Consider the following 7,355-nt stretch of genomic DNA (forward strand, 5'->3'; position numbering starts at 1 on the left):
GTTTACATAAATTCATATTCACCAACTATTTCAAATATAATTTTGGCATGGCATTAATTACCCTTAATGCGTCATCGCAATCAAAACCAATAATACGGGCATATTCCAATAAAGATTGATAACGAGGCTGGTTTTCAATTTTTGCGGTTTCCAAAGCCTCTTGCCTCGTAATTAACCCCTCACGGATTTGGTTGCTGCGGAATGTGTCAATTTCAGAAAATCCGGCGACGGTATAATAAATATAATTATAAAAAGCAGCTGTACCATCCCCAATTCGCCAGCTTGAGCTTGTATCTGTAGCAAATTCCCAGTTGTACTCATCCTTTAAGGTATTATTAATCAGCGTTTCATCCCAATCCAGGTAATTAAATAACTGGACATAGTTGGTTCTATCTACAAAAAAGGAATGATATACTCCGGCGAGTGTGTCTAATAAAGAGCTATTAAAATAAGACCAGTTGGTCATGTATTCTTTTAAGTAGTAAGATATGATTTTTAATTTATCCCTGGCTGATATTTCATAATACCATTTACCTGCTTCATTCACGCCGCAAAAGCCGGTTTTAAAATTGGTTTTTTCCATTTGGTTACGGCAGTAAAATACAAGTTCTGTGTTTGTGCGCTTTCTGAGCTCGCCAGGGTACGATATATATTGTTTATCCCCGGCCATAAAGATAGGGACTGTTCCCAGAGAAGGTTTTTTGAGCCATGCGTGAATATTTTTTCGAATGTGGCTGCGTTTTTTCTTAATATCAGCAGAAATTAAAATATGCTCTATACCCAATTTGCCGCACATTCTGGCTTGGTTTCGTCTTGCTAAATCTGTTACCATCCCCCAGTCATAGGTAAATGCAATGGGTTTCATTTTTAACACATTGGTAATGTAATGAAGTCCATAAGAGCTGTCACGGCCTCCGCTAAAGGCTAATATGCAGTCTGGATCCCCATTTTTTTTGCGAAATGGCTCAACTCGTTCGAATAATTTTTTTTCTCCATGTTTGCTTATGGGGCGGTAATTTTCACAATAATTACATATGCCCTTTGCATTAAAGCGGATAAAAGGCATCGTTTCAGGCAAAATGCAGCGCTGGCATCTTCTTAGACTGTTCCTGGCTTCCTCGGCCTGAATGGAATGATCTTTTATATTGAGCTTTTGGATATAAGCCGATGCCTGAAAAGCTGGTTGTTCAATATTTTTTGCAAACTTAAAATGCTGCAAATTAAAATCATTGATGCCAAGTATATAACCTTCAAACGGTTTGATTTGCAAAACCTTGGCATCCAATTTACCTTGAAGAAATTTTTTTGCTTCTTCCAGAATATAGGACTCTGATGCAAATAATAAAATGTGGCGCGCTTCGTCAAAACAAATATAAAACGACCCGGTATTTGTGCTGAGAAGCAGGTAATCTTCATCGTTAGAAAAAGCTGCAAAGGATGCAGCACCTTCTATCTCGCTAAACACATCCTGAACAGCCTCAAAAAGATTTTTTTTCTGCTGGTAAAATTTATTAATCAATGCCAGTAAAACTTCAGAATCCACATCGCTATTGCGTTTAAGATCAGTATGTTTTTGCCATAAATCATCTACATTGACAACAATGCCGTTATGGATCCCTATCAAACCGTTATTCATAACCGGTTGATTATTATGATTATTAGCCTGAATGCCATTTGTTACCAGTCTTGAATGGGCAATAAGGGCAAATGGTTTTATCAGACGATTGTTTTGAGAAGCTTGAAGCAACACGTTGCCCATCAGCTTGCGATACTCGGCTGATTTAATCAGTTGACTGGCTGAGGTAGGCTGTTTGTAGATCTGTATATCTTCTGTGCGGACTGCAAATCCAGATGCTTCTTTTCCTCTTGATTCAGATAGTTTAAACATTTTTCGGATAAGATTATCCATCAATTTGGTGCTGAACTCAGAGCTTTGATCGGCTACAATTCCAAATATCCCGCACATAATTCCTTACTCATAATGAATTAAATCATGCAATCGCAAGAGAATGCTTGATCCAGTTTATTTTTGCAAGACTGAATTATGCCATAATAGTGAAAAAATACCATCCGATTATGCTTAGATGGCCAAGGCTACAACTGATTAGGCTGTGCGCATATTATTGTCTTGATTTGTACCAATCGCCTTTCAATATACGGGCGCAAGTTCGAATGATTCTTAAGATATCAGGCCTTGGATCGGATGGATCAAAGTCGCGGTAAAGTGTTTTATGCTTTTCGGAATAAGATTTAAACTGGCTTTTTAGCAGCAATTGTAAAAATGCCAAAGTGTACTGCGGAAAATAAAATTTATAGACAACATCGGCGGGATAAGGGATATCTTTTTTTAATTTTTCTTCCAATAAATAATTTCTAATTAAAACTGGAAAATTAACCCCCGCTTTAATAGAGAGATCCAATGTTCCCCATAATTTAGGATTAATTTCAATCAGCTTATATTGTTTGTCGCGAGGATCAAATTTAAACTCAATTTGCGCAGGCCCATGCCAGTTTAAAGATTCTAATAATCTCTTACTTAACTTTGCCAGGGATGGGTTGTGCGTTGTAATATTAAGCGCTCCTACCCCACCAGAGACAGGATACATCATTTTTCTGCATTGAGTTAATACAGTAATCACTTCACCCTTGGCAGATAAAGTGCATGCATCATGTATTTCTCCTGGAATATATTCCTGGATTAAAGGGTTTTTCCATTCAAACCCTGGGGTCTTATCCTGATTATCAAATAAAATCTGATAATAACGATACAATTCCTGCCTGTTATTTGCATAAAATACCCGATTGCGTACGCCAGAGCCTGAACGAGCCTTGATGACGACAGGGTATTGGATCTGGTTGGCAATGCTTGCTAAATCCTGTTCTTCATACTCGGAATAAGTGTTTGGAGTTATGATGCCGAGGCTTGCGCAATGTTGGGCAGTTTTTAATTTATCATTAGCTATGGCAAAGGAAGAAAATGGACTAACCATGAAACGGGTATAGGGTTCGAGCTCTTTGGCATGCTTTGCAACAGCGTAATAGGACGAGAGCCCAAAGGGTAAAATGAAAGCAAATTCCTCTCTGCGGTTTAATCCTATAATATCTTGAATATATTGATGGCTATCTACGGAGCTTGGCGTGATATCGGCAAACCGCCAAATCGCCCGACTTTTAAAAACTTTATCTAAAAAACCGTGTGAGCGGCCTGCCAGGATGCATTTGTCGCCATTTCTATATAAGCTTCGGATTCCAGATAAAACCTGCTGCCCCAGGTATTCCGGGATTAAAACCTTAACCATTAATACTTCATCTCTGGGTCAAGATAATACTTAAACTCCAATAAATTATTTGAAGGATCCTGAAGAAAAAAAGTATAGTGTTCTTCCTTTCGGCCAGGAAATCTAACAAACAAATCCTGAAAGAAATGCGCTTTATTCTCTTTGGCCTTACTGTGTAACTCATCAAATTTCGATTTATCAACAAATGTTATGCCGAAATGGCGTGGATACATTTTAGGTTGCGCATCAATTTCTTCCGGGGCTAAATGGCAAACCAGCTGATCGCCAAAAAAATTTACTGTAATGCGATCGTGATAGCGCCTGGCGAGCTTGCACCCTAATTTATTGATATAGAAATCCTGTGCTTCATCCAGATCGGAGCAGGGTATGGCCAGATGAAAAACCTGAATAGGGTCTCTCATAGTAAAACACTCCTTAATTATAATGTATCGGAACGTAAACCAAGGCGTAAGGTTTCAAGAGCAATGATATCATCAAAGGCAATATTAGCCAGGTTCACTTCATGGTTGATGTGTTTTATAAAATAAACCTGTAAATCCTTATTGGGTGCTTCAAAAATAAGAGAATTTAAATCAATTCCGGAATGGATGATTTCTTCAATCAAGCCATAACGCAACTCCCCATTACTGCGGCAAATGCCGCTGGCTCCTGATTCCCGCGCTTCAGTGATGACTTTTGAAGCGCCAGCATTTAAATCCTCATTGATAAACTCAATCCATTTAGCGGGGTGAAGTTCTTGCGATCGAGTTTGGTCTTTATATCCAACCTCACTGAACACTTCAAATTCAGATGCAAAGTCTGCGATAAACATCGCTTTTTCATGGTTGCTCATTTCTATTGTGCCATTAGATATCTCAACCAGTGTGCACCCAAGAGCTTTTGCATACTTTACAAAATCATCGATTTTTTTCTGTAAATAGGCTTTTTCAAAAAATGTGCCGCCCAGAAAAATTTCTATATTATTTTCTCTGGCTACTTCTGCTTTTTTAACAATATCCTTGGTGACATAGGCGGTTCCCCATCCAAATTTTATGTAGTCTATCAGATGGCCATGGCTCGATAATACATCTGTAAAATAGGCAAGCGGATACCCGTTATCAATCAGGACAGTGAGCCCCTTTGTTCTTGGTTTGCCTTGCCTTGAGGCTAGTTTTAAAAAGCTGTCCATTTTGACCTCCGGTTATATCACTGCATGTTCTTGGTAAGTTAATTCAACAAGTTGATTATTTAAAACCTCTACCTGGTTCATCATTTTAAGATTTCCGAATCGGACAAAGGATATCATGGCCCGAGTCCAGCTCCCATGAGCAAATATTAATAGCCGACCGATATGCTGATATTTTTCTAAAAAGGCTCGTATACGCAACTCAAGGTTATGAATAGACTCGCCTAAAATCAATTCCCTTGGATCATCAAACCATTTTTGACCGAGTTCTTTAATTAATAGTTCGCGCGATTTTCCCTCATATTTTCCAAAATTTAATTCGTTGGCCAGCGGTTCAACGGAAAAATTTGAAAAGCCATATTCCAGGGCTGTCTGCTGGGTGCGGCAGAGGGAGCTTGTTAACACCAAATCAAAAACATTACTTTTTTCTTCCAGGATTTTTTTCTGTTTCTGAACGGCAGCGGCAACATCCGGAGCCAAAGGTAAAATACTGAGATCATGGCTGCCTTGCAAGAGGCCTTTTTTATTCCAGTCAGTTTGTAAATGGCGGATAATATATAAATGCATAGGTTTTTTAACCACTAACACAAGCCAGGTATAGTTCTTTATCCTGATATTTTTGCAAGGTAGAATTATGCCACAACAGCGTAAAATTGCCATGATAAAGTTTGCATATCTAACCAAATGTCCCATCAATCCGTCTCTTCATATTTAATTTTTGCTTAGCACAGAGATCACTTTAAGATTAAAAATCACACTTTATGGCAAAATTAAAGTCATATTGTATGATATAATTAATATTATTTATATGCGCATGTGTTTGTTATGAATAACCATCTTGACAAAGACAGTAAATTAAAACAAAGCTTGCGCCGCAGATTAGATAAAAGTAAGAAGCAAGAAAATTTACCCGTTTTTATAAAAGATTTGGTTGTTTATCCGGAAAATCCAAGTTTTTCTTATGGTGAATCAAAGAGTCATACAAATCATTACTCATCTCACAGCATGATTAACCGCTTGGTTGATCATATCCAATCCTTAGCCGATATAGCCAACTGTTATCATAAAAAATCTTACTGTCTGCATTTGAATGACCGTAGTTATAAACTGAAAGAGGATAGTTTGAATAAAATCACCAGGCTGTCGTTAAACGAATTTTCATTGTATGGCAAAACGCCTTTGACTCAAGACGAGTTTAATTTGGTATGCAAGGAAGTTCAGAAAATAGCCAAAAATCTACAGGATAATGTTCATCTTGTATTAAGTTCTTTTTCAGTTGTCAATGAAAAAAAAGAGATTCTTAATGTTTCACTTTATGTGCAAGGAGGACAGGACTCTAAAATAGAGGTCATTAGCAAGTGCACTGCTTCTTCAATCGATGTCGTGTATAACAACACATCAACTTTTTCTCAGAGGCCTAGCGATCAGGTAGGCCGCTATGTAGTAGATGATAATGGAAGTCTTGTTCCTGTCTCGAATAGTAGTGTTTTCGAAATCCAAACAAAAGGTGGCGCCAAATATATTCAGGCCTTAGATGTCTGTCTCGATCATGCAAACCGGCATTCCAAAAAACAACTGCAATCCCAATTAACACGTGATAGAGTCGATGTAACGTATTTTATACCTGAGCAGGTTGATCATATTGTTACCTCCAATTCAATTCGGATAGAGAATTCTTCCCTGATTTCTCAATTCGTACTGCATGTTGACCCAAGAGTAGAAACAATCATGCCTGCGGCAATTGATTGTAATCTTGATAAAAATCTATTATCCGAAATGGAACTTTCTAATTACAAAAATATGAAGATTATGAATCAACAGTACGGATTAAAAGTGATAGCTCCTCCTTTTGGATCCAACTATAGCGTAAAAGTGCATGAAGAAAGGCAATTAAATAAATTTGTTCCTTTCCTGGCATCTTATATTGATAGAGAAAATTACAGAATTATGGAAGAACGTCTTGATACCATCATGATGATGCATTCCTCAGATGAAGTAGCTTTCGCTAAAGCGTATGCTGCAAAAAATTCGAAAGCGATTGCAGAAATTTATGCGAAATATCCTAATGTTGATTACGTTACCGTAGTTGAGAAAATCATAAGTGGACTTGATAAACAAGCCCGATCCGCAGCAAAAGAATGGTTTTATCAGGAAGTAATAAAAAACGAACTTAATAAAAGATTAAGTGCCAATATCCATACTGTATTGACCGCCTTACAATATGGAATTGATTTTTATCAGCCATTTGGGAGTCTGCATCTTGGCGAGCAAATTATGGCACAAGCGTATATGACAAGAGAGCCAAGAATAATTGCTGAACTTTATGCCAAGTTCCCCAATATTCACCTTATTGGATCAGTGAATAAAATAGCCGCCACCTTTTATCCACAAACCCAGGAAGACGTGAAGAAATGGCTTTGCCAGGAAATCATTAAAAATGAACTTAATAAAAGACTGGGTGCTAATACCAATACTATATTAACCGCCCTACAATATGGAATTGATTTTTATCAGCCATTTGGGAGTCTGCATCTTGGCGAGCAAATTATGGCACAAGCGTATATGACAAGAGAGCCAAGAATAATTGCTGAACTTTATGCCAAGTTCCCCAATATTCACCTTATTGGATCAGTGAATAAAATAGCCGCTACCTTTTATCCACAAACCCAGGAAGACGTGAAGAAATGGCTTTGCCAGGAAATCATTAAAAATGAACTTAATAAGGGACTGGGTGCTAATACCAATACTATATTAACCGCCCTACAATATGGAATTGATTTTTATCAGCCATTTGGGAGTCTGCATCTCCCGCCGTGTCAGGATAGTTGTCCGGTCTTCTATTCACAATAACTAGAGTCAGACGGCGGGTGGTTAGTAGGTTGAAGTGGCTA

At 37.9% G+C, this 7,355-nt stretch carries 6 protein-coding genes; 1 reads left to right on the forward strand and 5 read right to left on the reverse strand.

Annotated elements, in window-relative coordinates:
* Positions 1-25: 25 nt before the first annotated feature.
* The 5 genes from Llon_RS07670 to Llon_RS07690 form a co-directional block, all read right to left on the reverse strand.
* Positions 26-1,966 carry a hypothetical protein gene (locus Llon_RS07670; protein WP_058529462.1) on the reverse strand — a complete coding sequence of 647 codons (1,941 nt, stop codon included), beginning with the start codon at positions 1,964-1,966 and terminating at the stop codon, positions 26-28.
* 154 nt (positions 1,967-2,120) lie between these two features.
* Positions 2,121-3,299 carry a carboxylate--amine ligase gene (locus Llon_RS07675; protein WP_058529463.1) on the reverse strand — a complete coding sequence of 393 codons (1,179 nt, stop codon included), beginning with the start codon at positions 3,297-3,299 and terminating at the stop codon, positions 2,121-2,123.
* Entirely contained in the window at positions 3,299-3,700 is a 402-nt protein-coding gene (locus tag Llon_RS07680; protein WP_058529464.1) for a VOC family protein, read from the reverse strand. The genes Llon_RS07675 and Llon_RS07680 overlap by 1 nt, the downstream gene beginning before the upstream one ends.
* A gap of 17 nt (positions 3,701-3,717) precedes the next feature.
* Entirely contained in the window at positions 3,718-4,467 is a 750-nt protein-coding gene (locus Llon_RS07685; protein ID WP_058529465.1) for a phosphosulfolactate synthase, read from the reverse strand.
* 12 nt (positions 4,468-4,479) lie between these two features.
* Complete coding sequence (locus Llon_RS07690) at positions 4,480-5,031, reverse strand: histidine phosphatase family protein (protein WP_058529499.1); 552 nt, start codon at positions 5,029-5,031, stop codon at positions 4,480-4,482.
* 249 nt (positions 5,032-5,280) lie between these two features.
* On the opposite strand from Llon_RS07690, the gene Llon_RS07695 reads away from it, so the two are divergent.
* A complete protein-coding gene (locus Llon_RS07695; protein ID WP_162261949.1) occupies positions 5,281-7,314 on the forward strand; it encodes a VirB8 family type IV secretion system protein in 2,034 nt (677 codons plus the stop codon).
* The last annotated feature ends 41 nt before the right edge of the window (positions 7,315-7,355 follow it).

It is taken from the genome of Legionella londiniensis (assembly GCF_001467825.1).
GTDB lineage: Bacteria > Pseudomonadota > Gammaproteobacteria > Legionellales > Legionellaceae > Legionella_A > Legionella_A londiniensis.